At 69.8% G+C, this 25,961-nt stretch carries 25 protein-coding genes; 8 read left to right on the forward strand and 17 right to left on the reverse strand.

Going from position 1 to position 25,961, the window contains the following annotated elements; genetic code table 11:
* Positions 1–4 precede the first annotated feature (4 nt).
* Entirely contained in the window at positions 5–1,015 is a 1,011-nt protein-coding gene (locus tag ACX80L_RS08895; protein ID WP_133080261.1) for a substrate-binding domain-containing protein, read from the forward strand.
* A gap of 13 nt (positions 1,016–1,028) precedes the next feature.
* Here the strand turns inward: ACX80L_RS08895 and ACX80L_RS08900 are convergent, their stop codons facing one another.
* The 16 genes from ACX80L_RS08900 to ACX80L_RS08975 form a co-directional block, all read right to left on the reverse strand.
* Entirely contained in the window at positions 1,029–1,865 is an 837-nt protein-coding gene (locus tag ACX80L_RS08900) for a hypothetical protein (RefSeq protein ID WP_133080262.1), read from the reverse strand.
* 5 nt (positions 1,866–1,870) lie between these two features.
* Complete coding sequence (locus ACX80L_RS08905) at positions 1,871–2,680, reverse strand: exodeoxyribonuclease III (protein WP_133080263.1); 810 nt, start codon at positions 2,678–2,680, stop codon at positions 1,871–1,873.
* A gap of 26 nt (positions 2,681–2,706) precedes the next feature.
* Positions 2,707–3,531: an ammonia-dependent NAD(+) synthetase gene (gene nadE / locus ACX80L_RS08910; protein WP_459289095.1), complete on the reverse strand. Its 825-nt coding sequence runs from the start codon at positions 3,529–3,531 to the stop codon at positions 2,707–2,709.
* A 94-nt stretch (positions 3,532–3,625) separates the two neighbouring features.
* On the reverse strand, positions 3,626–4,696 hold the full coding sequence (locus ACX80L_RS08915) for a Gfo/Idh/MocA family protein (protein WP_459289097.1): 1,071 nt from the start codon (positions 4,694–4,696) through the stop codon (positions 3,626–3,628).
* Positions 4,697–4,817: 121 nt separating this feature from the next.
* Positions 4,818–5,837 carry a LacI family DNA-binding transcriptional regulator gene (locus ACX80L_RS08920; protein WP_208740326.1) on the reverse strand — a complete coding sequence of 340 codons (1,020 nt, stop codon included), beginning with the start codon at positions 5,835–5,837 and terminating at the stop codon, positions 4,818–4,820.
* Positions 5,838–5,877: 40 nt separating this feature from the next.
* Complete coding sequence (locus ACX80L_RS08925) at positions 5,878–7,344, reverse strand: GH1 family beta-glucosidase (protein ID WP_459289099.1); 1,467 nt, start codon at positions 7,342–7,344, stop codon at positions 5,878–5,880.
* The gene (locus ACX80L_RS08930; RefSeq protein ID WP_133080268.1) at positions 7,344–8,243 is read right to left on the reverse strand and encodes a carbohydrate ABC transporter permease; all 900 of its coding nucleotides are present in this window, start codon (positions 8,241–8,243) and stop codon (positions 7,344–7,346) included. The genes ACX80L_RS08925 and ACX80L_RS08930 overlap by 1 nt, the downstream gene beginning before the upstream one ends.
* Positions 8,240–9,370 (reverse strand): carbohydrate ABC transporter permease, encoded by a 1,131-nt coding sequence (locus tag ACX80L_RS08935; protein WP_459289101.1) that lies wholly within the window; start codon positions 9,368–9,370, stop codon positions 8,240–8,242. Before ACX80L_RS08935 ends, ACX80L_RS08930 begins: the two co-directional genes overlap by 4 nt.
* Positions 9,371–9,428: 58 nt before the next feature.
* The gene (locus ACX80L_RS08940) at positions 9,429–10,748 is read right to left on the reverse strand and encodes an ABC transporter substrate-binding protein (RefSeq protein WP_459289103.1); all 1,320 of its coding nucleotides are present in this window, start codon (positions 10,746–10,748) and stop codon (positions 9,429–9,431) included.
* Positions 10,749–10,995: 247 nt separating this feature from the next.
* Positions 10,996–11,994: a TIM barrel protein gene (locus tag ACX80L_RS08945; protein ID WP_133080271.1), complete on the reverse strand. Its 999-nt coding sequence runs from the start codon at positions 11,992–11,994 to the stop codon at positions 10,996–10,998.
* Between the two features lie 118 nt (positions 11,995–12,112).
* Complete coding sequence (locus tag ACX80L_RS08950; protein ID WP_459289105.1) at positions 12,113–13,282, reverse strand: Gfo/Idh/MocA family protein; 1,170 nt, start codon at positions 13,280–13,282, stop codon at positions 12,113–12,115.
* On the reverse strand, positions 13,279–14,187 hold the full coding sequence (locus ACX80L_RS08955) for a sugar phosphate isomerase/epimerase family protein (protein ID WP_459289107.1): 909 nt from the start codon (positions 14,185–14,187) through the stop codon (positions 13,279–13,281). Before ACX80L_RS08955 ends, ACX80L_RS08950 begins: the two co-directional genes overlap by 4 nt.
* A gap of 44 nt (positions 14,188–14,231) precedes the next feature.
* Positions 14,232–15,470: a substrate-binding domain-containing protein gene (locus tag ACX80L_RS08960; protein WP_133080488.1), complete on the reverse strand. Its 1,239-nt coding sequence runs from the start codon at positions 15,468–15,470 to the stop codon at positions 14,232–14,234.
* The gene (locus tag ACX80L_RS08965; RefSeq protein ID WP_133080273.1) at positions 15,470–16,564 is read right to left on the reverse strand and encodes an ABC transporter permease subunit; all 1,095 of its coding nucleotides are present in this window, start codon (positions 16,562–16,564) and stop codon (positions 15,470–15,472) included. The genes ACX80L_RS08960 and ACX80L_RS08965 overlap by 1 nt, the downstream gene beginning before the upstream one ends.
* A complete protein-coding gene (locus ACX80L_RS08970) occupies positions 16,561–17,649 on the reverse strand; it encodes an ABC transporter permease subunit (RefSeq protein ID WP_133080274.1) in 1,089 nt (362 codons plus the stop codon). Before ACX80L_RS08970 ends, ACX80L_RS08965 begins: the two co-directional genes overlap by 4 nt.
* On the reverse strand, positions 17,646–19,163 hold the full coding sequence (locus ACX80L_RS08975; protein WP_459289110.1) for a sugar ABC transporter ATP-binding protein: 1,518 nt from the start codon (positions 19,161–19,163) through the stop codon (positions 17,646–17,648). The genes ACX80L_RS08970 and ACX80L_RS08975 overlap by 4 nt, the downstream gene beginning before the upstream one ends.
* Positions 19,164–19,346: 183 nt before the next feature.
* Between ACX80L_RS08975 and ACX80L_RS08980 the strand changes: the two genes are divergently transcribed.
* From ACX80L_RS08980 to ACX80L_RS08990, 3 genes are all read left to right on the forward strand, one after another.
* Positions 19,347–20,495, forward strand: coding sequence for an ROK family transcriptional regulator (locus ACX80L_RS08980; RefSeq protein WP_459289349.1), 1,149 nt, complete (start codon positions 19,347–19,349; stop codon positions 20,493–20,495).
* Between the two features lie 150 nt (positions 20,496–20,645).
* Positions 20,646–21,221 (forward strand): orotate phosphoribosyltransferase, encoded by a 576-nt coding sequence (pyrE, locus tag ACX80L_RS08985; protein WP_133080276.1) that lies wholly within the window; start codon positions 20,646–20,648, stop codon positions 21,219–21,221.
* Positions 21,222–21,252: 31 nt separating this feature from the next.
* Positions 21,253–22,257, forward strand: a complete 1,005-nt coding sequence (locus ACX80L_RS08990) for a thioesterase domain-containing protein (RefSeq protein ID WP_459289113.1) — start codon at positions 21,253–21,255, stop codon at positions 22,255–22,257.
* A gap of 7 nt (positions 22,258–22,264) precedes the next feature.
* Here ACX80L_RS08990 and ACX80L_RS08995 read toward each other — a convergent pair whose 3' ends face one another.
* A complete protein-coding gene (locus tag ACX80L_RS08995) occupies positions 22,265–23,044 on the reverse strand; it encodes an HAD-IIA family hydrolase (protein ID WP_133080278.1) in 780 nt (259 codons plus the stop codon).
* Between the two features lie 161 nt (positions 23,045–23,205).
* Between ACX80L_RS08995 and ACX80L_RS09000 the strand changes: the two genes are divergently transcribed.
* The 4 genes from ACX80L_RS09000 to ACX80L_RS09015 all read left to right on the forward strand — a co-directional run bounded on the left by ACX80L_RS09000 (position 23,206) and on the right by ACX80L_RS09015 (position 25,861).
* Entirely contained in the window at positions 23,206–23,790 is a 585-nt protein-coding gene (locus ACX80L_RS09000; RefSeq protein WP_459289351.1) for a TrmH family RNA methyltransferase, read from the forward strand.
* A gap of 211 nt (positions 23,791–24,001) precedes the next feature.
* Positions 24,002–25,021 (forward strand): class II fructose-bisphosphate aldolase, encoded by a 1,020-nt coding sequence (gene fbaA / locus ACX80L_RS09005; protein WP_133080280.1) that lies wholly within the window; start codon positions 24,002–24,004, stop codon positions 25,019–25,021.
* Positions 25,021–25,440: a DUF3151 domain-containing protein gene (locus ACX80L_RS09010; protein ID WP_133080281.1), complete on the forward strand. Its 420-nt coding sequence runs from the start codon at positions 25,021–25,023 to the stop codon at positions 25,438–25,440. The genes fbaA and ACX80L_RS09010 overlap by 1 nt, the downstream gene beginning before the upstream one ends.
* 217 nt (positions 25,441–25,657) lie before the next feature.
* Positions 25,658–25,861: a helix-turn-helix domain-containing protein gene (locus ACX80L_RS09015; RefSeq protein ID WP_133080282.1), complete on the forward strand. Its 204-nt coding sequence runs from the start codon at positions 25,658–25,660 to the stop codon at positions 25,859–25,861.
* Positions 25,862–25,961: the final 100 nt, after the last annotated feature.

Here is a 25,961-nt window from a genome sequence, read left to right on the forward strand (position 1 = left end):
GCTCATGACCAGCATCGACGACGTCGCGGCGTCCCTCGGCGTCTCCACGGCCACGGTGTCCCGCGCACTGCGCGGGCTGCCGGGAGTGGCCGAGGAGACGCGCGCGCGGGTCAACTCCACGGCGAAGGAGCTGGGGTACGTGCCGTCGTCGTCGGCGTCCGGACTCGCGTCCGGACGCACGATGGCGATGGGCGTCCTGGTCCCGGTGATCGACCGCTGGTTCTTCTCGGCCGTCCTCGAGGGCATCGACCGACGGTTGCGCGCGGCCGGCTACGACCTCGTGCTGTTCAGCCTCGGCGGGGACGGGGTGAACCGCGACCGCGTGTTCCACCGCTCCATCCTGCGACGGCGCATCGACGCCCTGCTCGTCATGTCCATGCACCTGACGCCGGAGGAGCGGAAGGCGGTCCAGCAGCTGGAGTACCCGAACCTCGTGATCGGCGGTGCGGTCGAGGGCGTACGCCACGTCGGGATCGACGACGCACAGGCTGCCCGCGACGCCGTGGAGCACCTGATCGGGCTCGGCCACACGCGGATCGCCCACATGCGCGGCGGCGGGTCATTCGACATCGACTTCGAGGTGCCGCGACTCAGGGAGCAGGCCTTCCGGGACGCCATGACCGACCACGGGCTGACGGTGCGGGAGGACTGGACGGCCTTCGGTGACTTCCGGTTCGTCACCTCGCGCGCGTCGGCCCTGGCGATGCTCGCCGATCCCCGGGACCGCCCGACGGCGGTGTTCTGCTCCTCCGACGAGATGGCGTTCGGCGTGCTGACGGCGGCTGCCGAGCTGGGCATCGACGTGCCCCGCGACCTGTCGGTCATCGGCATCGACGACCACGAGTTCGCCGAGCCGATGGGCCTGACCACCATCCGGCAGGACCCCGCGGGACAGGGCGCCTACGCAGCCGATCTCCTGCTCGGGGAGCTGATGCGCAACGAACCGGCGGACGACCCGCCGTCCCGGCCGCACGCACTGGTCGTCCGGCAGTCGACGGGGCCGGCCCCGTCCTGAGCGCCCCGCGTCCTCAGGACGCGCGGGCGAGCTGCCGGATCGGGATCCAGCGGGACGCGAGCCGCCGGTAGGACGCAGCGGCACCCATCATGTCCGCCTCGGCGAGGCTCTCGATGCCCAGGCGGACATCCATCGGCGAATCGTCCGGGAACACGCGGTCGGCCACGGGTCCGTAGTCCACCTCCACCACGGCGTCGCGCCGGAACACCTCGAGCCACTCGACGATCTCCGTGAGTTCATCGAGCAGGTCCATCTCCGGAGCCCCGATGGCGAGCTGCGCCACCGAACGGCGTCCGCGGTCGATGCAGTCGCCGATCCTCGCCGTGATCCGCACCGTCGTGACGCGGCCGTCGTCCTCGACGACCTCCGTGAGGTCGTCCTCGTGGATCAGCGCGAACCAGGCGAAGGGCACGCCCCACGTCGCCGAGCGGGTATGGAGCTTCGCCACGGAATCGGCGAACGTGTCGGGGTCCAGCCTCGCCTGGTGGGCTTCGCGTGCGACGTCGGGAACGAGGACGTCGATCAGCGGGCCGCGCAGGCTCTGGTCGAGTGACTCCGCGGCGAGTGTGGTCCGGACGGCGAGCTGGTTGGGGCAGTAGTAGGGGGCCGTCGTGCCGTTCAGGCTCGGGAAGTGGGTCACCCGGACGAGGTCCGCCTCGTGGTGCGGGAACGGGTCCGACACGCTGCGCATGATGCGCCGCAGGGACTGCTCGTGCTCGATCGACTCGGTGAGGTCCCGCTCGCGCGCCCGCTGTTCCAGGATGGCCAGCTGCTGGGCGTCGGAGAAGGCGTCGAGCGGTTCGTAGACGCGGAGGTAGGAGACGTACGGGAACGGTCGGGCACCGCCCATGGGGCTCACGCTCCGTCGAGTTCCACGATGACGGGAGCATGGTCGGAGGCGCCCTTGCCCTTGCGCTCCTCGCGGTCCACGAAGGCATTGGAGGCGCGCGCTGCCAGGGCGGGGGAGCCGAGGACGAAGTCGATGCGCATGCCTTCCTTCTTGGGGAACCGCAGCTGCTTGTAGTCCCAGTAGGTGTAGAGACCGGGCCCGGGCGTGTACGGGCGGGCGAGGTCGGCGAAGCCGGAGTCGAGGAAGGACTGGAAGGCAGCGCGCTCGGGTGGGCTGACATGGGTGTAGCCGCCGTCGACGAAGAGGTCGATGTCCCAGACGTCCTCGTCCCGCGGGGCGATGTTCCAGTCACCCATCAGGGCGATCTGGGCCTGCGGGTCCTCGGTGATCCAGCGCTGCGCATGGTTCCGGAGGGTGTCCAGCCAGTCGATCTTGTAGGGCATGTGCGGGTCGTCCAGCGCCCGTCCGTTCGGCACGTACAGGCTCCACACGCGTACTCCGCCACACGTCGCGGCGATGGCGCGTGCCTCCTGGACCGCCTCGGTGCCCGGCTTGCCGAAGGTCGGCTGGTCGGGGAAGGTGCGCTCGACGTCGTCGAGTCCCACGCGCGAGGCGATGGCGACGCCGTTCCACTGGCTGAGGCCGAAGTGCGCCACCTCGAAGCCGCTGTTCTCGAACAGCTCCCAGGGGAAGTTGTCGTCCTTGCACTTGGTCTCCTGGATGGCCAGGACGTCGACGTCGGACCTGTTCAGCCAGGCTTCGACGCGGTCTGCGCGGGCACGGAGGGAATTGACGTTCCAGGTGGCGATCTTCACGGACCCTACGTTACCAACGGCGGTGTTTACTCCCGCCACCACGAATCGAAGATGGTCACGGGCACCGTGCGCTTGTGCCGTGTGATCCAGTAGCGGTGCTCGATCGACTTCGCGGCGTCGGGATCGACCTCGCGCCCCTCGAGGTAGTCGTCGATCTGCTCGTAGGTGAGGCCGAGTTCGTGCTCGTCGGCCCGCCCGGGGAGGTCGTCGAGGAGATCCGCCGTCGGGATCTTGTCGTACAGTGCCGCAGGCGCGCCGAGCTCCTTGAGGAGGGCGCGGTTCTGGCGCTTGTTGAGGCCGAAGAGAGGCAGGATGTCCGCGCCGCCGTCACCGAACTTCGTGAAGAACCCGGTGACGGATTCCGCGCCGTGGTCCGTGCCGACCACGAGCAGGTTGTGCTGGCCGGCCATCGCGTACTGGGCGACCATGCGGGCGCGGGCCTTCGTGTTGCCCTTGGTGAAGTCCGAGATGCGCTCGCCGGTGGTCTGCGCGTACTCCTGCTGGATGCCGTCGACGGCGGGGGCCACGTTGAACACCCGGGACGTGCGGGGCTGGATGAAGTCGAGGGCCGCCTGGGCGTCGGCCTCGTCCTGCTGGACGTTGTAGGGCAGGCGCACCGCGAGGAAATCGGCGTCGACGCCCTCGGACCGCAGCTCGTCGACGGCGAGCTGGGCCAGCTTGCCGGCGAGGGTCGAATCGAGTCCGCCGCTGATGCCGAGGACGAACCCGCGGGTGCCGGTGGACCTGACGTAGTCCTTCAGGAAGGCGACCCGGCTGCGGATCTCCGCGGCCGGGTCGATGGTGGGCCTGACGCCCATTTCCTCGATGATCTGTGCCTGGAGTTCGCGCATGCCCCCAAGGCTACTCCCGTCGGGTTTCGGCAGCGTTACGGCGTGTACCGGTCCGGACCCGGGCCGGTGCACGCCGCCGGTCGGGAGCCGGTCCTCAGGCGGGTACTCCCGCTGCCAGGTCGGCATCGCTGGGATAGCGCAGCCCGATCTGGCGGCGTGCCTCGTCGAGTACCTCCATCATCCGCACGGACTCGGCGGTCGTCATGAAGGGGCTCTCGGTCAGCCCGGCCTGCAGGCAGCGCGTCACCTCGCGCAGCTCGTAGACGAAACCGCTGCCGAAGACCTCGAAGCGCTCCGTGCGGAGGGTGCCCCGGCGGGGCTGGACGACGAGCTCTGCCGGGTTGAACAGGGGGGTGGACGAGCGCAGCCAGCCTTCCGTCCCGCTGATCGTGACCACGCTGGGGCTCTCGGCCCCGATCGACGTCGTCAGCTGGGCGTGCGCACCGTCGTCGTACGTCAGGGTCAGTGCGTTCTGGAGGTCCACGCCCTCGGGGGTGAGGGTGCCGCGGGCGGCGACGGCACCGGGTTCGCCGAGCACCCCGAGCGCCCAGGTGAGCGGGTACACGGCGAGGTCGAGCAGGGCACCGCCGCCGGCCGCCGGGTCCCAGAGCCGGGACGCCGGATCGACCGGCGCGGTGAAGCAGAGGTCCGCCTGGAGCCAGCGCACCGTGCCGATCTCGCCGGACCGCACGATCTGCAGGGCGCGACGGAAGCTGGGCAGGAAGCGGGTCCAGACCGCCTCCATGAGGAACAGGCCGCGCTCCCGCGCGAGGTCGGCGAGTTCGCGGGCCTGCTCCGCGTCCATGGTGATGGGCTTCTCGCACAGCACGTTCTTGCCGGCGTGGAGCGCGGCGAGGGCGACGGCGTGGTGCTGGGTGTGCGGTGTGGCGATGTAGACCACGTCGACGGCGGGGTCCGCGAGGAGCCGATCGTAGCCGGCGGCGCCGGCCGCGTCCCAGTAGGAGGTGGTGAAGCCGAAGCGCAGCGCGAAGGCCCGGGCGGAGGCCTCGCTGCGGGAACTCACGGCGTGCAGGACGGCGTCGTCGAGCAGGGCGAGGTCCTGCACCACGCGGGCGGCGATGGAGCCGGTGGCGACGACGCCCCACCGGATCGGGCGGCCCGTCGCGGTGGACGGGGCGATGGTGCTGACGGGAGCTGGAAGCATCGGGTGGGCCTTTCGGAAACAGGGCGGCGTGCAGGAGGGCACGCTGACGCGAGGGGTGCGGTCGGAGAACCGGGCGCGAGGATCCGGGACGGGGTCCGGGACGTGGGTCGGGGAGGTGGGGTCAGACGGAATCGCGGAGGACGAGCGAGGTGGGCATCCTCGTCACGCGTTCCGTCGGTTTCCCCTCGATGAGGTTCACCAGCGTCTCGGCCATCTTCTTGCCGAGCTCGATGATCGGGTGGTGCACGGTGGTCAGCGCCGGCGTCACCGAGGTGGCGAAGGAGTCGTCGTCGAACCCGACGACGGCGACGTCCTCCGGGATGCGAAGCCCCCTGCCCTGGATGGCCGTGTAGGCGCCGGCCGCCATCTGGTCGTTGCCGACGAAGACGGCGTCGATCGGCGTGCCACGGTCGAGGAGGCGGTGCATGGCACGGGCCCCGGAGGCGAGGGTGAAGTCCCCCACCTCCACGAGCCCCTCGGCCAGGCCCGCCTCCCGGACCGCGGTCCGCCAGCCTGCGAGGCGGTCGATGCCCGGGGGCATGTCCTGCGGTCCGGCGATCGTGGCCACGTGCCGCCGGCCGCTGTCGGTCAGCTGCCGGGTGGCGCTGTAGGCGGCCTGCTCGTTGTCGACCTCCACGTAGTAGCTCTCCCTGCCGCCCACCAGGGGGCGCCCGGCGAAGACCATGGGAAGCGACCCGGAAAGGTGCGTCCAGGAGTGGTCACCGCTGTGGTGCGAGACCACGAGGACGCCGTCCACGTTCCCGCCGAGGAGGAAGCTGCGCGTCTTCTCGGGCTTCGACTCCGAGGAGATCACCATGTTGAGCGTGTACTCCGTGTCGGTGAGGAAGAGTGCGATCCCCTGCACCACCGAGGCGAAGAACGGGTCCGCGAACACCTTCGACGTCGACTCCGGGACGATCAGCGTGACGGCGTTCGCCCGGCGCTTGGCCAGCGAACGCGCCGCGCGGTTCGGCGTGTAGTCGAGCGCGAGGATGGCCTTCTTCACGGACTGCGCGAGCTCCGGGTCGACGCTCGGCGAATCGTTGACGACACGGGACACGGTCGCGCGCGACACCCCGGCCAGGGCGGCCACCATCTCCAGGGTGGGGACCGGCCGGGGCCCGCCTGTGTCCTGTGTCATCGTCATCTCCGAAGCCTCGACAGTATGGCTGAAGCCTACGTCAGGCGCTCGCCCTGGTGAGGCGCGGGGCGGTGGCAGCGGAGATCACGCCGGCATAGGCCACGCCGCTGTCCTTCACCGTCCGCTCGAACGAGTCGTAGTCCACCCGGACGATCCCGAAGCGCTTCCCGTAGCCCCAGGACCACTCGAAGTTGTCGAGGAGGGACCAGACGAAGTAGCCGCGCACGTCCGCCCCCTGGTCGATGGCCTGCCCGACGGACGCGATGTGGTCGAGGATGAACGTCGTGCGTTCGGCGTCGTGCACCGCGCCGTCCGGGCTCACGACGTCGTCGTACGCCGCGCCGTTCTCCGTGATGTAGAGCGGGGGCAGCGTGTCGTACTCCTCGCCGAGGCGGACCAGGAGCTTCCGCAGGCCGTCCGGGTTGACCTCCCAGTTCATGGCGGTGCGCGGCAGCCCGCGGCTCGGGAAGGCGATGTCCTCCGAGCCGATCCAGCACGACGACGTCGGGCGGGTGGCGCCGCCCGAGTGGCCGTCGCTGCCCTCGTCGTCCCGGTGTCCGCTGATGAGGTCGTCGTGGTAGTGGTTCACGCCGAGGAAATCGATCGGTGCCCCGATGATGTCGAGGTCCCCGGGCCGGATGACGTCCCGGATGCCGAACTGCTCGAGGTCGGCGAGCGTGTCCTCGGGGTACGCCCCGCGGAGGATCGGATCGAGGAAGATCCGGTTCTGCAGCGAGTCGAACCGGCGCGCTGCGTCGAGGTCGATCGGATCCGCCGGGTCGCGGGGGATCGAGTTGCTGAGGTTGAGGGTGATCCCGAGGTGCTGGGCACCCCGGCTCCGGAGCTCGCCGACCACCAGTCCGTGGGCGAGGTGCTGGTGGTGGATCGCGGCGACGGCCGCCGCCGGGTCCTGCCGGCCGGGGGCGTGGACGCCCGCCGCGTAGCCCAGCAACGACGAGCAGAACGGCTCGTTGAACGTCGTCCAGTGCTCCACGCGGTCCCCGAGGGCCGAGTAGACGTCGTCGGCGTAGTCCACGAAGCGGTAGGCGGTGTCGCGGTTCGCCCAGCCGCCCTTCTCCTCCAGGGCCTGTGGCAGGTCCCAGTGGTACAGGGTCAGCCAGGGCAGGATCCCGGCCTCGAGGAGTTCGTCCACGAGGCGGGAGTAGAAGTCCAGGCCCTCCGCATTGGCTGCCCGGTCGCCGGGCCGGACCCGGGACCAGCTCGTCGAGAAACGGTAGGAGCCGAGGCCGAGTTCCTTCATGATCCGGACGTCCTCGGGCATGCGGTGGTAGTGCTGCACGGCGTCGGTCAGGGTGTCGCCGTGCGCGATCGCGCCGGGTACCCGGGCGAAGGCGTCCCAGACGGAGTCCTCCTTGCCGCCCTCGTGGCTGGCGCCCTCGACCTGCGCCGCCGCGGTGGCGGAGCCCCAGAGGAAGCCCTCGGGCCAGGTCCTGGCGGCGGCCGGGTGGGAGGACGGGTGGGACGGGGTTGTTGCGTCGAGTGGCATTAGCCCTTCACTGCTCCTTGCATGATTCCGGAAATGAGTTGACGGCCCGCGACGACGAAGAGCACCAGCAGCGGGAGGGTGGCCAGGACGGCGCCGGCGAGGACGATCGAGTAGTCCACGTACCGCGCCGACTGCAGCTGGCTGAGCGCCGTCTGCAGGGTGGGGTTGCCGGGACCGAGCACCAGCAGCGGCCAGAGGAAGTCGGTCCAGGCGGTCATGAACGTGAACAGACCCAGGATCGCCATGGCGGGACGGGCGGCGGGAAGAGCGACGTGCCAGAAGGTGGAGATCATGGATGCTCCGTCCATGCGGGCCGACTCGATGAGCTCGTCGGGGATGACGTCCACGAGGTACTGGCGCATGAAGAACACACCGAACGCCGTCACGAGCGTGGGGATGACGACGGCGCCGATCTCACCGGTCCAGCCGAGCGTGCGCATCATCATGAACAGCGGGATGATGCCGAGCTGGGTCGGGATGGCCATGGTGGCGATCACCGCGACCATGAGGCCGGTGCGCCCCCGGAAGCGGAGCTTCGCGAACGAGTAGCCGGCCAGGGTCGAGAATGCGACGACCGACAGCGTGATGATGCCCGAGATCAGCACACTGTTGCCGAGGGCGAGCCAGAACGGGATGGTGTCGAAGACCTCGCCGACGTTCGTCCAGAAATTGCCGCCCGGGAACAGGGGCGGCCAGGTCTGGCCGAGGGCCTCGTTGGACCGGCTGCCGATGATGAGCGACCACCAGAGCGGATAGGCGGAGGCGAGGAAGAAGGCGAACAGCAGGCCGTAGGTGAGGAACCCCGGCCGCCGTCCGTTGCCGAGCAAGCCCTGTCGGAGGGAACGGCTCCGGTCGTTCGAGGCGCGCGGTCGCTGCGGCCTCGTCTCGGTGACGGTCATTGCCCACTCCTCGGTGTCGTGTCTGCTGGGGTGCCGGCCGGGTCCGCGGCCGGGTCGGGTGCCGGTCCGGCAGCGGGTGCCGGCGGCTGGGGGCCCGCTGCGGGGAGGACGACGGCGGGTGCCGGGGAGCGTCGGCGGCTGCCGGCACCCCTGCCCGGTCCGCGCCCGTCGCCGGTGGTGGCGATCCTCTGTGAGATCAGGTAGTTCACGAGGCCGAACAGCACGATGATGAGGAACAGGAGCCACGCGATGGTGGACGCCTTGCCGAAGTTCTGCCGCTGGAAGGCCATCTCGTAGAGGTAGAGCACGGTGGTCTGGAACTGCGCCGCGGTTCCCCCGTAGGTCCGCGGATCGAAGAGACGGGGCTCGGTGAAGATCTGCAGTCCGCCGATCGTCGCGGTGATGACCACGAAGATCATGGTGGGCCGGATGCTCGGCAGCGTGATGCTGAAGAAGCGGCGGAACACTCCGGCACCGTCGATGGCAGCGGACTCGTAGATGTCGCGGGGGACGGACTGCATGGCTGCCAGCAGGATCAGGGCGTTGTAGCCGGTCCAGCGCCAGTTCACCATGGTGGCGATCGCGATGTGGCTCGGCAGGGTCTCGTTCGTCCACAGGATGCGGTCGAACCCGAAGCTCTCCAGGATGTTGTTGATCAGCCCGTACTGCTCACCGAAGAGGTTCGAGAAGATCAGGGCGACGGCGACGGGGGTCACGATGTAGGGGAGCAGGATGCTCATGCGCCAGAACGTCCTGGCGCGGAGGTTCTGGTCCAGCACGGCCGCGATGGCCGTGGCGACGATCAGCTGCGGGATGGTCGAGAGCAGGAAGATGCTCATCGTGTTGAACAGCGAGTTCCAGAAGAAGCGGTCCTGGAGGACTTCCTGGAAGTTGCGCAGGCCCACGAACTCGCCCTGCCCCTTGAGCAGGTGCCAGTCGAAGAGCGAGACGAAGAAGGTGTAGCCGAGGGGGAACAGGCCCACCAGGGCGAAGAGGAGGAAGAACGGGGAGATGTAGAGGTAGGGCGAAACCTTCATGTCGAAGACGTTCAGTCGCTGGCGGAAGGTGAGCGTGGGTTTCGCAGGGGCAGGGCTGCTGGCTGCCGGGCGGTTCAGTGTCGTGGTCATGGGATTCCAGACTCCAGGGGGGCCTCCGGTGCTGCCGGAGGCCCCGCGGCCGGTGCTGCTAGTTGTTCACGACGCGGTCGTTGAGGAGCTGGACGGCTTCGTTCCAGGCCTCGTCGGCTGTGCCCTCACCGGAGTCGAGGATCTTCAGGGCCGGCGCGAAGACGTTCTCCTGGATCTCCGAGTCCTGCGGGCCCTTGAACTGGGCCACGACGCCTTCGGCGCGCGAGGCGAAGATCTCGCCGTACGGTGCGTCGTTGAAGAGCTCGTTCGGGACGGCTGCCTCGACGATCTCCGCCTGGGCGTCCAGGGTGCTCGGGAAGTTGTTCGCGGCTGCGGACTGCTTGACCATCTGTTCGGGGGCGGTCAGCCACTGGGCGAGCTTGGCGGCCTCGGCGGGGTGCTCGGAGCTCTCGGGGACGGAGAGGAAGGCTCCTCCCCAGTTGGAGGCTCCGCCCGGGAAGATGTCGGCGACGTCCCACCCGGTCTCGGGGCCGCCACCGGCTGCTTCGAGCTGCTCCTTGATGGTGCCGAGCATCCAGGCGGGGCAGACGTGGACAGCGAAGGAGCCATCCACGAAGGCCTTGCCCTTGCCCCAGTCGAACTGCTTCTGATTGGCGGAGAGGCCGTCGGCGGTGCCGGCAGCGAGGAGGCCGAACTGGGCGCGCATCGCCTCGTTGCCCTCGATGTTCAGCTCGCCGTCGGCCGTGTAGTAGCCCTCGTCCATCTGGTTCACCATGGAGTTCCAGACGAACGCCGACTGGTCGTACCAGGCCTTGCCCGTGGTCTCGTGGTACTGGCGACCGAGGTCGAAGTAGGTCTCCCAGGTGGCGTCGTCGCCGCCGAAGAGTTCGGCGACCTCTCCACGGTCGGTGGGCAGTCCCGCTGCCTCGAAGAGCTCCCGGTTGTAGCACAGCGCCTGGGGCCCGATGTCCGTGCCGAGTCCGATCACGCGGCCCTCGGGGTCGGTGCCCTGCTCGAACTTCCAGTCCACCCAGTTGTCCTTGATGTCCGCGGCACCGTACTCGTTGAGGTCCACGAACTGGTCGGACACCTCCATGATGGAGCCGAGCCAGCCCTCCTCGACGGCGACGACGTCGCTGAGTCCGGAACCGGCCGCGAGCTTGGTGAATGCGTCGACGCGGGCGTTGGCGCTGCCGTCGATGTTGGTCGCCTCGATGGTCACGCCGGGGTTCTGCTCTTCGTATTCGGCGTACAGATCGTCGTAGCCGAACTGTCCGAAGGTGGTGACGGTCAGGTTGACGGGGTTGTCGGCACTGGCCGGTTCGTCGCTCCCTCCTCCGCTGCAGCCCGAGGCCACGATGGCCAGGGAGGCGACGCCGGCGAGGGCTGTGATTTTCCTGAGTCGCGAGAATTCCACGATCACTCCTTTGTGTGTGTGAGCGACATACGCCGACGGGCGAGAGAGCGCTCTCTGGGATGTGAAACCACTGTATGTGCGGGAAGTCACACCGTCAAGAGAGCGCTCTCTCACGTCTCATCCACTGAGACTTACCGAGGACGACAGGGTTTTCGGGGTGCGATGAAGGCCCCGGACGACTCTGCCCACCCCGGCATGCGTCGGGGTGGGCAGAGGAGGGAGGACCGCGGCGAAGGGCGGGAGGTCCCTACTGGCTGAAGGCGGCGTCGAAGGAGGTCTCCGACGGCGCGAAGTCGAAGCGCTTCAGGAAGGCGAGGGCTTCCGGCGCCCCCTGCAGCCGGTCCATGCCGGCGTCCTCCCATTCCACGGAGATGGGCCCGGTGTAGCCGATGGCCGTCAGGGCGCGGAAGCTGTCCTCCCAGGGCACGTCGCCGCGCCCGGTCGAGACGAAGTCCCAGCCGCGGCGCGGGTCGCCCCAGGCGAGGTGGGAGGAGAGGATGCCGTTGCGCCCCCCGCCCATGCGCATCTTCGTGTCCTTGCAGTCCACGTGGTAGATCCGGTCCTTGAAGTCGGAGATGAAGGCCACCGGATCGATCTGCTGCCACAGGAAGTGGCTCGGATCCCAGTTCAGGCCGAAGGCGGGGCGGTGCCCGATGGCCTCGAGGGTTCGCTGGGTGGACCAGTAGTCGTAGGCGATCTCGGAGGGGTGGACCTCGTGGGCGAAGCGGACCCCGCACTCGTCGAAGACGTCGAGGATCGGGTTCCAGCGGTCCGCGAAGTCCTGGTAGCCGGCGTCGATCGTGGCCGCGGGGACCGGTGGGAACATGGCCACGTACTGCCAGATCGAGGAGCCGGTGAAACCGACGACGGTGTCCACGCCGAGCTTCCTGGCGAGCCGCGCCGTCAGCTTCATCTCCTCCGCGGCCCGCCCGCGCACGCCCTCCGGGTCGCCGTCGCCCCAGACCTTCGGGCCGACGATCGCCTGGTGGCGGAAGTCGATGGGGTTGTCGCAGACGGCCTGGCCCTTGAGGTGGTTCGAGATGGCCCAGACCTTCAGCCCGTTGCGCTCGAGGATGTCGAGCCGGTCCTGGATGTAGGCGTCGTCGTCCCAGCGCCAGGCGTCGAGGTGGTCACCGGAGACGGCGATCTCCAGTCCGTCGTAGCCCCACCGGCCGGCGAGCTCGGCGACCTTCTCGAAGGGGAGATCGGCCCATTGGCCGGTGAACAGGGTGAAGTTGCGGGTCATGCGGGCTCCTTGGCTGGGTGGTCCGGTGGGTGGTCCGGTGGGTGGTCCGGTGGGTGTGGCGGTTCGGGCGGCGGGACTGCGGCGGGACTGCGGTGGGACCGCGGTGGGGTCGGCGCGGTCAGGGCCGGACGACCGCGCTCGCGTTCGCCGCGCTCGCCTCGAGCGCACCGAGGACCTGCTGCACCCTCAGGCCGTCCTCGAACGATGGCGAGGGGGCGCGGTTGCTGCGGATGGCGTCGAGGAAGTCGGCGGCCTGGCTGGTGAACGAGGAGTCCCAGCCAAGGGTGTGCCCCGCCGGCCACCAGGCGTCGAGGTAGGGGTGCTGCGGCTCGGTGACGAGGATGCGGGCGAAGCCCTGCTCCGTGCCGGGGGCGTCGGAGGCGAAGTACTCGAGCTCGTTGAGCCGTTCGAGGTCGAACCGGAGCGCACCACGGGAGCCGTACACCTCGATCTGCAGGGCGTTCTTGCGCCCGGTGGCGAAGCGGGAGACCTCAAGGCTGACGACGGCACCCGATGCCGTGTGCAGGGTGGCCCAGGCGGCGTCGTCGACCGTGACGGGTTCCGGCCCGTCCGGCCCCGGCCGCTCCGTCACGAAGGTGTTCACGGTGCCGGAGACGCCGACCACCTGCGCGTCGAGGAGGAAGTGGACCTGGTCGACGGCGTGGGACGCGAGGTCGCCGAGCGCGCCCGAGCCGGCGGTCTCCCTGCGGAGGCGCCAGGTCATCGGTGCCCGTTCGTCCGCGAGCCAGTCCTGCAGGTAGCTGATGCGGACCTGCCGCACGTCGCCCACGCGGCCGTCGGCGATCATCGCCCGTGCCTGTGCGAGGGCGGGCAGCCTGCGGTAGTTGAAGGCGACCATCGAGTGGACGCCGCGGTCGCGGGCGGCCGCCGCGACGGCCGCGAGTTCCTCCGCCTCCGCGACGGTGTTGGCCAGGGGTTTCTCGAGCAGCACGTGCTTGCCGGCCTGCAGCGCGGCGATGGCCTGCTCGGCGTGGAGGTGGCCCGGCGTGCAGATGTCGACGATGTGGATGTCGTCCCGCTCCAGGACGGAACGCCAGTCCGTCGTGCTCTCCTGCCACCCGTACCGGCGTGCGGCATCCTCCACCTGCGCCGCGTCCCGCCCCACAATGACCTTCTGCTCGATCGCGGGCGAGTCGTAGAAGGAGCCGACATTACGCCAGGCGTTCGAGTGGGCCTTCCCCATGAAGGAGTAGCCGAGGACGGCGACGCCCAGGGTAGCGGTGCGGGAACCTGCGGCGTCGGCGGGAGCCGGCACGGTGGTCGTCATGGTGTATCTCCTTGAAGGGCCAGGGCGGCCCGGGACTGGGATGGATCGGTGCGGCGGAGGAAGGCCAGGCCGTCCTCCGCCAGCCGGTCCTGGGACGGCGCCAGGGGGCGCCAGACGGCTGCGGCCGTGGCGATGCTCGCGTTGTGCGCGGTGAAGCTCTCGATGTTCAGCGGTCCGCGGTACTGCACATCGTCGAGGGCGGCGAACACGCCGTGCCAGTCCGTCTGGTCCCCGCCAGGCGCACCGCGGTCGTTGCCGCAGACCTGGAGGTGGACCAGGTGCGGTCCGGCTGCCCGGATGGCATCGGCGGACGATCTCTCCTCGATATTCAGATGATAGGTGTCGAGCGCGAGTCCCACGCCCCGCCCGAGCAGCGGCTGCAGTATCTCGAGGGCCTGCTCCACCGTATTGACGAGCGAGGTCTCGTACCGGTTCAGCGGCTCGATCCCGAGGACCACGCCGGCCTCGACCGCCCGGTCGGCCACGGGAGCGAGGTTGTCCCGCAGCTCGGCGCAGGCGGCCGCGCGTCCGTCGTCGTCCATCCGCCAGAGCCGGCCCGTGTGCGCGTAGAAGGGGCCGCACACGCTCGCGGCACCGACGGCGGCGGCGAGGTCGATGCAGTCCTGGAGATAGCGCTGGGTCGACCGGATGGTGGCCTCCGGGGCGCCCACCAGCTCCCGGCCGGGCGCCATCGCCCCGACGATCGTGGGTACCAGGCCGGTCTCGGCCAGGATCTCGCGCAGCGCCGGGGCGGTGAGGTCCCCGGCGTTCTCGAGGGGGAGCTCCACGCCGTCGAAACCCATCCCGGCGATCCTCCGCAGGAGGGGAGGCAGGTCCGCGTCGGTCAGCGGGGATGTCCAGACCCACGTGTTGATCCCGAGGGTGCGGGCGATGCCGTCGTTCACGGTCCTGCCTCCTTCCGTTCCGTTCCCTGGTGGTGCGGCGGGCGTCAGGGGATCTGGCGGTCCTGCCAGACCTGCGGGTAGCCGGGGAGGTCCTCTCCGCCGAACTTGGCGTAGTGGCCGTCCGGCATGCCCTCGTTGGCGGTCAGGAACTCACCGCGTTCGTCCTCGGTGATCGGCGACTGGGGCAGGACCCACTCCGCCGGGACCTCCTCGCCCGCGAAGATCTTCTCCAGGGCGAGCAGCGGGGTGCGCCACTGGAAGTTCGAGTACACCGGCGCCAGCGCGTCGATGCCCGTCTCGTCCCACTTGCGCAGGAAGCTCATCTCGTCCTCGCCCGTCATGACGGGGAGGTCCGCCCCGGCGTCCTCGAACGCCTCGATCGCGGCGACGGCGCCGTCACCGGCGTCCATCCAGACTCCCTGCACGTCCCCGGTGGCGAGTTCGTCCGAGATGATCGACTTGATCTCCACCGGATCGGCACCGGTGAAGTAGTCGACCGCCTCGATGCCGTTCTCCTCGAAGATGCGCTCGGCCGCGGCCCAGCGCTGTTCCAGGACGTCGACGCCGGGGAGGATCCGCAGGGCCACCACCTTGTCGCCCTCACCGAGGCGCTCGCTGAGGAACTCCGCGGTGTCGATTCCCCAGGCGAAGCCGCCGATCGGGTGGATGAAGGTGACGGCGCAGTCGGTCTGGACGCCACGGTCGAACACGATCACGGGCTTGCCGGTCTCGCACGCGCGCTCGACGGCGGGCGTCATGGCCGCCGTGGAGTTCGGGGAGATGATGAAGGCGTCGCAGTTCCCCTCGGCGATGAAGTAGTCGATGTCCGCGATCTGCGTGTTGTCGTCGTCCTGCGCGTCGCGCGTCTCCATCTCCGAGATGACGCCGGAGTCCTGCAGCACCTGCAGCTGCTGGTTCATGGTGATCCAGCCCGTCTGCCGCCACGGGTTCGAGATCGACGCGTTGGAGAAGCACGCCTTCTGCGGTCCCTCGGCCGCGAAGGCGGAGGTGTCCTTCATCTCGCCGTCGATGTACTGCAGGTACGGCTGCTCGGGGTCGCCCTCGAACGTGGCCGAGCGCTGCTGGTCCTGCTCGTCGTAGACGGCCTGGTCGAACCATTCCGTGCTGTCCTCGCTGGGTTGCGCGGCGGCGGTCTCCTCGGCGACCGCGCTCTCCTCCGCGGCCGGCGGATTCTCGATGGACGAGTCGGTGGTGCAGGCGGTCAGGGCGAGCAGCGACGTCGCTGCGATCACCGTGACCTTGCCCAGGATGCTTCCACGCATCATGTTCCTCCCTCATTGGTGCCCGGTGCGGGCTGCGGTGCTGTTATCGGACGGTGCTGGTCATGGGCCCGGGTGCTGGCGCCCCTGCGCTTGCGCTGCCAGTTCCGGGACGCCGCGGCGACGGCGACGATGATGATGGCGCCCTGCACGCTGTCGCGCCAGGTGGATTCGACGCCGAGGAAGTTCAGGAGCGTGAAGAGCAGTTCGAGGGCGAACGCGCCGGCGGCAGCGGACAGCACCCAGCCGCGACCGCCGCCCAGCACCACCCCGCCGAGGACGACGGCGGTGATCGCCGTGAATTCGTAGCCCTGGCCCACCGACGGGTGGACCCCCGCATAGCCCACGAGGATCACGCCTGCCACGGTCGCCGCGAGGGAGGACAGCATGAAGGCCCGGGTCCGGACCCACCACACCGGCGCGCCGGTCAGTGCGGCGGCGCGGTCGTTGTCGCCGACGGCCACGAGGGTCCGCCCGTAAGGCCGGCGCATGAGCCAGAAGGCGGCGGCCGCGGTGACGGCGAGGATGATCACGGGGTAGGGGAGGATCTCGAGGACGGGGATGTCCCGGATGCCGCCACGGCCGATCTGCCGGAAGCTGTCGGCCGGATTGCCGGTCGCGGCGCCGCCGGTCCAGTACAGCACCAGGCCGAGCAGCGCGAGCATGGTCCCGAGGGTCACGATGAAGCTCGGCACCTTCAGCAGGGTGGTAACGAGGCCGTTCACCAGCCCCACGAACGCCCCGAACGCGATCATCAGGAGCAGGACGGGGAGGGTGCGCGACTCGTCCTCGCCGACCAGGTTGCCGGCGATGATGACCTGGGCGGTGACCACCGATCCCATGGAGAGGTCGAACTCGCCGGAGACGATGACGAAGTACTGCCCGATCGCCGCGATGGCGATGGGGGCCGTGCGGCCGATGAAGCGGATCAGCGAGCCCGGCTCGCCGAACGAGGGATTCGCCGCCAGGACGGCGGCCAGGAGGACGGCGACGAGGACGAAGATCGCCCCGCTCGGTGTGCGCAGCGCGCGCAGGACGCGCTCGCCGCGGGGGGAGCGGTTCTGCTGGAGGACGGCGCGTCCTGTGGCCACGCTCATGCCGGTACCTCGTTCCGCGTGCCCGGTCCTTCGCCCGCCGACGAGCCGTCCGGGCCGCCGGGCCTGCGCCGCGGTGTCCCGGGGCCCGCCGGCGGGCGGTCCTCGCCCTGCCGGGCCGGGCCGCGGCCGAACCGGGCCGGACGGTGGACGGTCCGGCGCCGCGCGTACACGGCCACGGACACGACGATCACGATGCCGCGGACCACGTCCTTGAGGAAGGGGTTGATCTGCAGCACGCTCATGATGTTGTCCAGCATGGCGAAGATGAGGACGCCGCCCAGCGTGCCGATGAGGGAGCCCTTGCCGCCCGCGAGCAGTGTCCCGCCGAGGACGACGGCTGCGATCGACAGCAGGTCGTAGCCGCCCTGCGAGCCGATGGTGGGGCTGCCGACGCCGAGGCGTGCGGCCAGCAGCAGGCCGGCGAGCCCCGCCAGGGTGGAGCAGATGACGTGCGCCGCGAGCACCGGCGTCCGGGTCCTGACGCCGGACATCCTCGCGACGGAGGCATCACCCCCGACGGCGTAGATGGCGTGCCCGAGCCGCGTGCTGTTGAGCATGACCAGTACGACGGCGGCACAGGCGAGCATGATGAGCGTGGAGACGGGGACGGGACCGATGCCCGTGGCCCCGATGAGGCGGAACGCGAGGGGCGCCTGGCCCGAGCTGCCCTGGTAGGTGGACCCGAGGTAGCCGCTGACGATCAGGCCCATGCCGAGGGTGGCGATGAAGCCGTGCACCTTCAGCCCGGCCACCACGGCTCCGTTGGCCAGGCCGATCAGGGCGGAGACGAGGAGCGCCACGATCACGGCGGGGAGGATGTTCGCCGGCTGATCGGCCATGATGCCGGCTCCGATGAGGCTCGACAGGCTGATCACGTAGGGGACGGAGAGGTCGAGGCTTCCCACGAGGATGACGAGTGTCTGCCCGATGGCGATGAACCCGAGGATGCTCGTCCCGGTCAGGATGTCGGAGATGTTGCCGGTGCTGAAAAAGCTCCGGCCGGTGGAACCCACGAGGACGATTCCCGCGACGACGGTCACCAGCGCCACGAGGTAGACGATGTTCGTCGAGCTCAGGCGCCTCATGACCGCACCTCGCGGGCGCCGGTGGCGAGGCGCAGCACCTGTTCCTCCGACGCTTCGGGCGGTAGTTCCCCGGCGATGCGCCCGTCCCGCAGCACGATCACGCGGTCGGACATCCCGAGTACCTCGGGCAGTTCGCTCGAGACCATGAGGATGGCCCTGCCTTCCCGCGCCAGCTGGCGCATCAGGGAGTAGACGGCGACCTTCGCCCCGACGTCGATCCCGCGCGTCGGCTCGTCGAGCAGGACGACCAGGGGATCGATCGCCAGCCATTTGGCGAGGACGACTTTCTGCTGGTTGCCGCCGGAGAGGAACTGCACTTCCTGGTCGAGGTCGCGGGCGACGACCTCCAGCGACGAGAACACCCCCGGTGCATCCCGACGGGCTGCAGCGGTGCGCCGGGGATGGACCGAGCGCACCACGCTGAGCGCGTTGTCGAGGATGGACTGGTTGAGGCTGAGCCCCTGCGCCTTGCGGTCCTCCGTGATGAGCGCGACGCGGTGGCGGATGGCGTCCCTCGGCGAGCGCGGCCGATAGGTCCTGCCGTCGACCGTCATCGCGCCGCGCGTGAAGCCCTCCGCACCGAAGATCGCCTCGACCAGCTCCGTCCGACCCGATCCCTGGAGACCCGCGACCCCGACGATCTCCCCCGCGCGGAGGGACAGGCCGACGTCGTCGAGCTGGTCGTTGCCGCCGCCGCTGATCTCCAGCAGCGGTTCCCCGACGGCGGTGCCCGGCAGCGCCTCGGGGAAGTAGGCCGAGATGGGCCGGCCCACCATGGCGCGGACCAGTGAGGCGTCGTCGAGCTCGGCCGCGGGGGACGAGGTGACGATCCGCCCGTCCTTGAGCACCGTGATGGTGTCACACAGGTCGAAGATCTCCTTCAACCGGTGGGACACGTAGAGGATGGCCGTGCCCCGCTTCCGCAGGCGGTCGATGATGCCGTAGAGGAGCTCGACCTCCGGTCCGGCGAGAGCCGCGGTGGGCTCGTCCATCGAGATGATCCTGGCGTCGTAGCTCACGGCCTTCGCGATCTCGACGATCTGCTGCTGCGCCACCGAGAGCGAGCTGACCGACGCCGTCGGCCGGATGGTCGTGATGCCGAGGTCCTCCAGCAGTTCCGCGGTGCGCTGGTTCATGGCCCGGCGGTCGACGAGGAGTCCCTTCCGCGGTTCCCGGCCGAGGTAGATGTTCTGTGCGACATTCCGCTCGGGCAGCAGGTTGAACTCCTGGAAGACCGTGGACAGCCCGGCGCGGTGCGCCTGCACGGGGTGCGTGAAGTCCACCGGTTGCCCGTCGAGTTCGATGCGTCCCGAGTCGCGGACGTACACGCCTGCGAGCAGCTTCATGAGCGTCGATTTCCCGGCGCCGTTCTCGCCCACGAGTCCGTGGACCTCGCCGGGGAAGAGCTCGAGGGCTGCGTCCTGGAGGACGGGTACCCCGAAGAAACTCTTCGAGAGTCCCGAGACATGCAGGATCGGAGCCGGTGCCCCGCTGGTGCTGACGTCGTCGTCCACGCGCCTACTGTGACACGGCGTCCCCACTTCTGTCGAGCAACATGCAAAAGACGGCTACAGACTCGGGAAAGGGGTGCGTGCTTTACTGGAAAGGTGTCCCTTCCCCTGCCCCACGCGGCGCCGACGAGCCATGGCGGGCCCCGCCAGCGGCTCCTCGGCCCTCCGCCCACGGGAGCCAGTGAGATCTTCCAGGTGCTCAGGGACGGCAGGCCGCGGACCCGGGCCGAACTCGCGCAGATCACCGGGCTGGCGCGCTCCACGGTCGCGGCACGGGTGGACACCCTCATGGCGCTGGGCCTCGTGTCGCCGACCGGCGGAGCGGTGTCCACGGGAGGCCGGCCGCCCTCGCTGTTCGCACTCAACCCGGCCGTCCGTGTCGTCGTCGGGGCGGACCTCGGAGCGACCCACGCCATCGTCATCCTCACGGATCTCGCGGGCACGGAACTGGGCCGGGAACGCCAGGACCTCAGCATCGCCGACGGACCGGTCGCCGTCCTGGGCTGGCTGATCTCGGCCGTCGACCGGCTCCTCCGGGGGGCGGACCGCGCGCCCGCGGAGCTCGCAGCCATCGGGATCGGCCTGCCCGGTCCGGTGGAACACGACACGGGCCGGCCCATCAATCCCCCGATCATGCCGGGCTGGGACCGGTTCGACGTGCCCGGGCTGGTCCAGGGCAGCTTCGACGTCCCGGTGCTCGTGGACAACGACGTCAACATCATGGCGCTGGGCGAGCAGAGCGCCAACTGGCCCGACACCACCGACCTGATGTTCATCAAGGTGGCCACCGGCATCGGCGCAGGGATCATCTCCGGCGGTGTCCTCCAGCGCGGAGCGCAGGGCACCGCGGGCGACCTCGGCCACGTCCGCGTCCCGAGGGCGAGCGACCGGCTCTGCAGGTGCGGCAACACCGGGTGCCTCGAGGCGCTGGCCGGCGGGCCCGCGCTCGCCGCGGCCCTCAACGAGTCGGCGCAGGTCCCCCTCACGGGCAGCCGGGACGTCATCGAGCTGGTCCGCTCCGGTGACGCCACCGCACTGCAGGCGATCCGGCAGGCCGGACGGGACATCGGGGACGTTTTGGCGACCTGCGTCAACCTGATCAATCCATCGGTGGTCGTCATCGGCGGGTCCCTCGCCCAGGCCGGCGAACACCTGCTGGCGGGCGTCCGCGAGATCGTCTACAAGCGCTCGCTGCCGCTGGCGACGGAGCACCTGCGGATCGTCCCCTCGGTGTCCGGGCAGAGCGCGGGCGTGGCGGGCGCCGCGGTGCTGGCGATCTCCCATGTGCTCTCCCCGGAGGCGATCGACGCCGCCGGCGCACGCCTGGCGGGCTGACCCGATCCGGGTACCCCGGTCCGCAGCGTACCCCACCGGCCGGAACCGGACGGTGGGGGGGCTCCGACGCGGGTCGCGGGAGGCCGCAGTGTCGCGGTGGGGCGCGGCGGGGTGACGGGGACGCCCCCGGCCTCTCGATAGACTGGCCGCATGACCGCCGAGACCTCCGCGCAGACCACCGACCGCACCAGGCTCCTCGAGCTCATCCGGGAACTCGCCGTCGTGCACGAGCGTGTCACGCTCTCCAGCGGCGTCGAGGCCGACTACTACATCGACCTCCGCCGGATCACGCTGCACCATGAGGCATCCGCCCTCGTGGGCCGCGTCATGCTCCAGCTGCTCGACGACGCCGGCATCGCCTTCGAGGCCGCCGGCGGCCTCACGATGGGCGCGGACCCGGTCGGCACCGCCGTGATGCATGCGGCAGGGCAGGCGGGCCGGCCGATCGACGCGTTCGTGGTGCGCAAGACCCAGAAGACGCACGGCATGGGCCGCCAGGTGGAGGGACCCGACGTGTCCGGGCGTCCCGTCGTCGTCCTGGAGGACACCTCCACCACCGGCGGCTCCGCGCTGACCGCCGTCGAAGGCGTCCGGCGGGCCGGCGGCGACGTCCGGGCCGTCGCCGTCATCGTGGACCGCAGCACGGGATCGAAGGAGCGCATCGAGTCCGAGGCGGGCGTGCCCTACCTCTTCGCGTTCGGCAAGGACGAACTGGGCCTCGCCTGACGGGGACCGCGACCACGGCACGGAGCGGCGCATGGAGCACGACGGCGTCCGGGCGGCCCTGCGCGGTGCGCGGGACTTCCGCGAGTCCTCCCGCCGGTCCTTCCTCATCGGGTCGGCCGCTGCGGCGGTAGCGACGGCGGATCTCGCCTTCACCCGCGTCATCCAGTCCCAGCGCGAGCTGACCCGCATCCTGCCGCTCGACGACGACGACGCACGCGCGCGCTTCCCGGACGACCGCTGGGTCCTCTTCCCCGGGTACAAGACGAGCTGGGAGGAAGGGCTCTGGATCCTCAACTCGCTGCGTCCGGCCCTGTCCCGGCGCGCGCAGATGGCCGTGATGGGCTACTCCAACCGCGGGCTCGACATCAACAACATCGTCGCCACGATGAACCGCTACGTGGAGAACTTCCGGCTCGAGAGGCTCTACTTCTACGGCCACAGCTTCGGCGGCATGGTGGCGGTCGAGGTGGCCGCCCGGCTGCGCGACCGCGGCATCCCGGTGGAGCTCGTGCTGCTGGACTCCTCGCCGTCAAGCCGCTTCGACGTCCAGGACCAGCACATGTTCGACGGCGTGGTGCTGCTGTACGAGGCGGGGGTGCGTGTGCCGATCAGCGTGCGGGGCACCTACGAGCTCGGCGAGCGGATCGTCCACAAGAACGAGCGCACGTGGAGCCAGATCGTGGACCAGACGCTCGAGCAGCTCTCGCCCCTGGCACCCAGCAGCGAGCTCATCCAGTCCGAGTCCTCGTACATCTACCACTTCGACGTCTCGCGGTTCCGGCTCTCCCTCGGGGAGACGAAGGTGGTGTTCACCGGGAACCCGAACGACGGCGTCGTCGACTACGCGCGTGCTCGGACCGGGTGGGCGCGCGGGCTGCCCGACAACCTGGTCTCCGCGGACCACGTGACCGAGGGGGCGCTGCCGGCACACGCGAGCCCGCAGTGGAACCCGGGCATCTACCAGGGCATCGTCTCCGCCGTGCAGCGCGACTACGTCCCCGTGCCGCGGGGCGGCGGCCTGAAACGGCTCTTCTAGGCCGCTTCTACACCTGGTCGATCAGGTCCGCCACCGACTCGCAGATCTGCGCCGGGCGGAACGGGAACGCCTCGATGTCCTCCGGCTGCGTGATACCGCTGAGCACCAGGACCGTGTGCAGGCCCGCTTCCATGCCGGCGATGATGTCGGTGTCCATGCGGTCGCCGATCATCGCCGTCGTCTCCGAGTGCGCGTCGATCTGGTTCATCGCCGAGCGGAACATCATGGGGTTCGGCTTGCCCACGATGTAGGGGTCCCGGCTCGTCGCCGCCGTGATCATGGCCGCGATGGCGCCCGTCGCCGGCAGTGGGCCCTCCTTCGAGGGCCCGGTCACGTCCGGGTTCGTGGCGATGAAGCGGGCGCCGTCGAGGATCAGGCGCACAGCTTTGGTGATCGCCTCGAACGAGTAGGTGCGGGTCTCGCCGAGCACCACGTAGTCGGGGTTCGTGTCGGTGAGCACGAAGCCCGCCTCGTGCAGGGCCGTCGTCAGTCCCGCCTCGCCGATCACGTACGCCCGTCCGCCCGGCAGTTGGTCGCGCAGGAACTGCGCGGTGGCCAGCGCCGAGGTCCAGAGGTTCTCCTCGGGGATCTCGAGCCCGGAGGCCTTCAGCCGCGCGGCCAGATCGCGCGGCGTGTAGATCGAGTTGTTGGTCAGGACGAGGAACCGCTTCGAGGTGGCCACCCATCGCTCGATCAGCTCGGCCGCACCGGGGATGGCCTGGTTCTCGTGCACCAGCACACCGTCCATGTCGGTGAGCCAGCACTCGATGTGTTCGTTCTCGCGCATGGGCGTCCTTCCAGAGGGGGCGTTCGGGGACCTGCCGGTGCCAGTCTTCCACCTTTCGCGCCGACTACGCTGGGAGGGTGACAGAACCCGTGCCCGAGCCCGCCGTCGACGCCGAGACCGCGGACGGAGCCCCGGGCGGTCCCGTCGGCGTCGGTCCGTGGATGGGTGAGTGGCCCGACGGCGACCACTGGGACCGTGACCTGCTGGCGGGCGGGGACACCCGCAACGTCGTCGACGCGTACCGGTACTGGAAGCACGAGGCGATCGTGGCGGACCTCGACGAGCGCCGCCACGGCTTCCACGTCGCGATCGAGAACTGGCAGCACGACCTCAACATCGGCTCCGTCGTGCGCACCGCCAACGCGTTCCTCGCCAGGGAGGTCCACATCATCGGGCGACGGCGGTGGAACCGGCGCGGCGCCATGGTCACCGACCGCTACCAGCACGTGCGCCACCACCCCACGGTGGCCGACTTCACGGAGTGGGCCGCGGCGGAGGGACTGGCGGTGATCGGGATCGACAACTTCCCCGACTCGGTGCCGCTCGAGACCTACGACCTGCCCGAGAACTGCGTGCTCGTGTTCGGCCAGGAGGGGCCGGGCCTCACGCCGGAGGTGCACGAGGCCGCCGAGGCGACGCTCTCCATCGCCCAGTTCGGGTCCACGCGCTCCATCAACGCCTCGGCGGCCGCCGCGATCGCCATGCACGGCTGGGTGCGGCGGCACGTGTTCGGGCAGCACGCCTGACCCGGCGGCCACCACCGCCAGTACCCGCCGGGTCCGGGCCCACCCCGTAGCACGCCCGGCCCGCGACGCCCTGGCACCGCGGGCCGCGGCCCTGGTTCCCGGCGTCGCGACCGGTCCGGGCCGTCGTCATCCGGCGTCGGGATCCCCTGCGCCCGGCAGGTCCGCTCGCTAGGATGAAGCAAGCACTTCCCACCACTAAGGAGTCCTCAGCATGCCTATTGCCACACCTGATGTTTACGCCGAGATGATCGACCGCGCGAAGGCGGGCGGTTTCGCATTCCCGGCTGTGAACGTGACCTCCTCCCAGACGCTCAACGCGGCCATGCGCGGCTTCGCGGAGGCAGGGTCCGACGGCATCGTGCAGGTCTCCACGGGCGGCGCCGCCTACTGGTCCGGCGCGAGCGTCAAGGACATGGTCGCCGGTTCGCTCGGTTTCGCGGCCTTCGCGAAGGAAGTGGCGAAGAAGTACGACGTCAACATCGCGCTCCACACGGACCACTGCCCCAAGGACAAGCTGGACGACTTCGTGCTGCCCCTCCTCGCCGCGTCCGAGGACGCCGTGAAGAACGGTCGCGACCCGATCTTCAACTCGCACATGTGGGACGGCTCGGCCGAGACCCTCGAGGAGAACCTGCGGATCGCCCGCGAGATCCTGCCGCGCGCGGCTGCGGCGAAGATCATCCTCGAAGTGGAGATCGGCACCGTGGGTGGCGAGGAGGACGGCGTCGAGAACGCCATCAACGACAAGCTCTACACCACGGTCGAGGACGCCCTGGCCACCATCGACGCCCTCGGCGCCGGGGAGCACGGCCGCTACATCACGGCGCTCACCTTCGGCAATGTGCACGGGGTGTACAAGCCCGGTGGCGTGAAGCTGCGGCCCGAGATCCTCAAGGACATCCAGGACCAGGTGGGCCGGAAGATCGGCAAGGACAAGCCCTTCGACCTCGTCTTCCACGGCGGTTCGGGATCCTCCGACCAGGAGATCGCCGACGCCGTCTCCTACGGCGTCATCAAGATGAACATCGATACCGACACCCAGTACGCGTTCACCCGCCCGGTCGCCGACCACATGCTCCGCAACTACGACGGCGTCCTGAAGGTCGACGGCGAGGTCGGCAACAAGAAGACCTACGACCCCCGCGTCTGGGGCGCCTCGGCCGAGGCCGGCCTCGCGGCCCGCGTCGTCGAGGCCGCCGCGTCGCTCGGGTCGGCCGGGAAGAAGCTCTAGTGTCCGACGAGTTCCGGAAGAACCTGATGGGCCCCGAGCCCACGCTCCTGCCGGAGGAGCCCGCCGTCGTCGGGCGCCTCGCGGCCGGTGACGAGGCCGTGGACCTGGCGGCCAAGCATCCGACATCGTCGCTCGTCTGGGCGATCCTCGCGGACGAGGCGTACGCGGAGGGCCGGACCATCGAGTCCTACGCCTACGCCCGCACCGGGTACCACCGCGGCCTCGACGCGCTGCGACGCAGCGGCTGGCGTGGCGCCGGCCCCATCCCGTACTCGCACGAGCCGAACCGTGGCTTCCTCCGCGCCCTCTACGCGCTGGGCCGTGCTGCCGCGTCCATCGGCGAGATCGAGGAAGCCGAGCGGATCGCGGTGTTCCTCAGGGAGTCGGACCCGGAGGCCAGCGCGCAGCTCGCGAACTGACGTCCGGCCCGGAACGGGAAGAACGGGGTCCGCCATGGCGGACCCCGTTCTTCCTTTTTCCGCCAGGAGGGCCTCGGTCCGGGTGCCTCCTAGACCCGACTACTCGTTAATCGGGTCCGGTTAACAAGTAGTCCAATTCCTTGTGCAGAAGTGGCGCACGCGACCAGAGTTAAAAGCTCCACATACCGTGGTGAGGCGATTGGAAGTGGGGGCTGGAATGTCCACAAGCGTAAGTACGGGTCAGTTGTACACGGTCGCGGAGGTCGCGGCCATGATGCGGGTCTCGAAGATGACGGTCTACCGCCTGGTGCAGTCCGGAACGATCAACAGCATCCGGTTCGGCCGGTCCTATCGCGTGCCGCAGAATGCGGTGCGGGACTACCTCGACGCGACGAATCCGGGCTCGGACTACTCGATCTGACGGCAGGTCCGCGGACGGACCCCGGCCCGCCGTGGCCGGGGGTGCGTCATGACCTCGGACGTCACAGCGAGACGTGTACCGATCGATCGTACGCCTTGTG

The sequence above is a fragment of the Arthrobacter sp. MDT1-48-3 genome (assembly GCF_054511015.1).

Bases quoted from the DNA above. Each gene is read 5' to 3' on its own strand.
- ACX80L_RS08895 (WP_133080261.1), top strand. From the start codon at position 5: ATGACCAGCATCGACGACGTCGCGGCGTCCCTCGGCGTCTCCACGGCC.
- ACX80L_RS08900 (WP_133080262.1), bottom strand. From the start codon at position 1,865: ATGGGCGGTGCCCGACCGTTCCCGTACGTCTCCTACCTCCGCGTCTAC.
- nadE (WP_459289095.1), bottom strand. From the start codon at position 3,531: ATGCGCGAACTCCAGGCACAGATCATCGAGGAAATGGGCGTCAGGCCC.
- ACX80L_RS08915 (WP_459289097.1), bottom strand. From the start codon at position 4,696: ATGCTTCCAGCTCCCGTCAGCACCATCGCCCCGTCCACCGCGACGGGC.
- ACX80L_RS08920 (WP_208740326.1), bottom strand. From the start codon at position 5,837: ATGACACAGGACACAGGCGGGCCCCGGCCGGTCCCCACCCTGGAGATG.
- ACX80L_RS08925 (WP_459289099.1), bottom strand. From the start codon at position 7,344: ATGCCACTCGACGCAACAACCCCGTCCCACCCGTCCTCCCACCCGGCC.
- ACX80L_RS08930 (WP_133080268.1), bottom strand. From the start codon at position 8,243: ATGACCGTCACCGAGACGAGGCCGCAGCGACCGCGCGCCTCGAACGAC.
- ACX80L_RS08935 (WP_459289101.1), bottom strand. From the start codon at position 9,370: ATGACCACGACACTGAACCGCCCGGCAGCCAGCAGCCCTGCCCCTGCG.
- ACX80L_RS08945 (WP_133080271.1), bottom strand. From the start codon at position 11,994: ATGACCCGCAACTTCACCCTGTTCACCGGCCAATGGGCCGATCTCCCC.
- ACX80L_RS08950 (WP_459289105.1), bottom strand. From the start codon at position 13,282: ATGACGACCACCGTGCCGGCTCCCGCCGACGCCGCAGGTTCCCGCACC.
- ACX80L_RS08960 (WP_133080488.1), bottom strand. From the start codon at position 15,470: ATGCGTGGAAGCATCCTGGGCAAGGTCACGGTGATCGCAGCGACGTCG.
- ACX80L_RS08965 (WP_133080273.1), bottom strand. From the start codon at position 16,564: ATGAGCGTGGCCACAGGACGCGCCGTCCTCCAGCAGAACCGCTCCCCC.
- ACX80L_RS08970 (WP_133080274.1), bottom strand. From the start codon at position 17,649: ATGAGGCGCCTGAGCTCGACGAACATCGTCTACCTCGTGGCGCTGGTG.
- pyrE (WP_133080276.1), top strand. From the start codon at position 20,646: ATGACCGCCGAGACCTCCGCGCAGACCACCGACCGCACCAGGCTCCTC.
- ACX80L_RS08990 (WP_459289113.1), top strand. From the start codon at position 21,253: ATGGAGCACGACGGCGTCCGGGCGGCCCTGCGCGGTGCGCGGGACTTC.
- ACX80L_RS08995 (WP_133080278.1), bottom strand. From the start codon at position 23,044: ATGCGCGAGAACGAACACATCGAGTGCTGGCTCACCGACATGGACGGT.
- ACX80L_RS09000 (WP_459289351.1), top strand. From the start codon at position 23,206: ATGGGTGAGTGGCCCGACGGCGACCACTGGGACCGTGACCTGCTGGCG.
- fbaA (WP_133080280.1), top strand. From the start codon at position 24,002: ATGCCTATTGCCACACCTGATGTTTACGCCGAGATGATCGACCGCGCG.
- ACX80L_RS09015 (WP_133080282.1), top strand. From the start codon at position 25,658: ATGTCCACAAGCGTAAGTACGGGTCAGTTGTACACGGTCGCGGAGGTC.